General features: G+C 58.4%; 3 protein-coding genes. All 3 read right to left on the bottom strand.

The window, feature by feature from the left end:
* On the bottom strand, nt 1-216 hold a 216-nt coding region (locus tag IE243_RS23340), incomplete at its 3' end, for a hypothetical protein (RefSeq protein ID WP_210319971.1).
* Nucleotides 213-569, bottom strand: coding sequence for a hypothetical protein (locus tag IE243_RS22805; RefSeq protein ID WP_132011004.1), 357 nt, complete (start codon nt 567-569; stop codon nt 213-215). The genes IE243_RS23340 and IE243_RS22805, both read right to left, overlap by 4 nt.
* Nucleotides 533-1,096 carry a recombinase family protein gene (locus IE243_RS22800; protein ID WP_132011002.1) on the bottom strand — a complete coding sequence of 188 codons (564 nt, stop codon included), beginning with the start codon at nt 1,094-1,096 and terminating at the stop codon, nt 533-535. Before IE243_RS22800 ends, IE243_RS22805 begins: the two co-directional genes overlap by 37 nt.
* Nucleotides 1,097-1,440 lie beyond the last annotated feature (344 nt).

Genomic DNA, 1,440 nt, shown 5'->3' with positions numbered 1-1,440 from the left:
CGCGACGTAGAATCTCACACTGATTGTCGCGCGCGTCGCATCCAGATTGTCGCGCCATAGAAATGCCCGCTCCCCTGTTTTGGGGGGCGGCAGCGGGCGGGATGCGCCAGAAGGCATCATCATTTCAGTGATACCTTTGGCGCCAGCTGCGCGTCTTTTACGGCGTAAAGAAATTCCCTCGCGTATCCCGTCTGACAAAATTGGGCAGGCTGTCATTGCCGGATTTCCAGGCAGTGCTTGCGCTCCCCAGTTTCGGGGGGCTCAACGGTCTGCTCAAGGTCCGCGCCGATCAGATCCGGGCATCTGCGTTGCGGTAACAGCAACGCGCGCCCGCGCATCATGCGCGCACCTTGCTGCAAAACCCCCGACATCTGGACCTTTGTAACGAAGGCGCAGGTCGCCGGACTTTTCCCCGGATCTCGGGAAAACGGCCATGCCAAGCCTGTGAAGGCATTGAGGTCTGCCCAACGCCTTTTCCAGTGTCCGGAAAGCCCCTCGAATGAAGCGCGAATGAAGCGCGAATGAAGCGGCTTCAGGATTGGGAAGGAGCAGTCTTCAGCGCTCGCCATAGGGTTGTCTTGTTGACCCTCATGACCTTGGCCATCGATGAAACCGACTGCTGTCCGCTATCGACCGTCAGTCGCGCATGGCTAACCTGTTCTGGGGTGAGCTTCTTGGGGCGCCCGGCATTGCTGCGCCTATTCTTTTTCGTTGCGGCAGCCTCATCGGCTTTCCGTAAAGCGTGGGCTGCGTCGATCCCCTCCAGCACCACGATGACCTGTGAGGCGCGTTGAACGTCCCCTGGCGTGATGCTGGTTTTGTCCCACAGCGCCCACAGTTCAGCGCCTTTGTCCGCGACCCGGCGGATTATCACCATCACCTCTTCGGAGGATGGCGCCAGACGGTCCAGTCCGGTGACAACCAGGGTGTCGCCGTGGGCGAGCTTCGTCAGAGCCACTTCCAGTTGGGGCCGGTCAGTCTGACCATCCTCGCCATAGTCGGTGTAGGGATCAGCAGCCCCGGCGTATTGCAGGTCATAGGCCTGCATGTGCACGTCGTCCTCATCCGCAGCGAGAATGTAGCCGAAGACCGCCATCTGATTTCGCCCCACATGTGCGCCGCATTTTGGAACGATTTAGCAACGCAATAGTGCAATCGTATGCTGATGTTGTGCTGAGATTAAAGCACTAGATTCAGCAACAAGGCCGGCCACAGCGGCCTCCATCTCCAAAATCGTTTCAAAATTCATGCTCAGACCACCGCCGGCGGGCCAGCAGTTTTCTATGCGCGGCAAAGTGCATAAAAACTGAGGTATTGAGCCGATTTATTTGGGGGTGGGCGCTACAGCAACCGTGATGCGCCCGCAGGGGTGCGTCATGGTTGAGGTATTGAGCCTATTTATTTTTGGGGCTTCGTTGGGGGAGCCGGGCCCTGTTCATC

The sequence above is a fragment of the Camelimonas fluminis genome, from assembly GCF_014656355.1.
GTDB classification, from domain to species: Bacteria; Pseudomonadota; Alphaproteobacteria; order Rhizobiales; family Beijerinckiaceae; genus Camelimonas; species Camelimonas fluminis.
This window is presented reverse-complemented; position numbering and strand designations above follow the sequence as displayed.

What these genes read in the sequence shown, in the direction of transcription:
- IE243_RS22805 (WP_132011004.1), bottom strand. Translation starts at nt 569, where the DNA reads ATGGCGAGCGCTGAAGACTGCTCCTTCCCAATCCTGAAGCCGCTTCAT.
- IE243_RS22800 (WP_132011002.1), bottom strand. Translation starts at nt 1,096, where the DNA reads ATGGCGGTCTTCGGCTACATTCTCGCTGCGGATGAGGACGACGTGCAC.